Source organism: Vibrio marinisediminis (genome assembly GCF_014050145.1).
GTDB classification, from domain to species: domain Bacteria; phylum Pseudomonadota; class Gammaproteobacteria; order Enterobacterales; family Vibrionaceae; genus Vibrio; species Vibrio marinisediminis.
Genome location: NZ_JACFYF010000183.1, coordinates 1 through 292 on the forward strand (window position 1 = coordinate 1; position 292 = coordinate 292).

Annotated in this window: 1 protein-coding gene; it reads left to right on the forward strand. The window is 70.5% G+C overall.

Annotated features, from left to right (window positions below):
* A partial coding sequence (locus H2O73_RS20835) for a penicillin-binding protein activator (protein ID WP_182110779.1) occupies positions 1-188 on the forward strand: 188 nt, incomplete at its 5' end.
* Positions 189-292: the final 104 nt, after the last annotated feature.

Genomic DNA, 292 nt, shown 5'->3' on the forward strand with positions numbered 1-292 from the left:
TCGAGCTGGCGCGACGCTTACCCCAGTTCCAGCTGGTCCCGAGCAGTGAACTGTTCGGGGCGACCGGCACACTGCGCGCCACTCCTGATGGACGCATCCAGCGCACGCTGCCCTGGGCACGCTTCGTCGATGGCGTCCCGCAACCGGTACTCAGTCCAGGGGCTTTCGGCGATGAGCGGACCCCGTGATGCCAGGGCCCGCGGCGAGGCGGTCGAACGCCTCGTTGCGGCCTGGCTGACCGACCGCGGCCTCGAGCCGGTGGCCACCAACCAGCACGCCAAGGGAGGCGAGC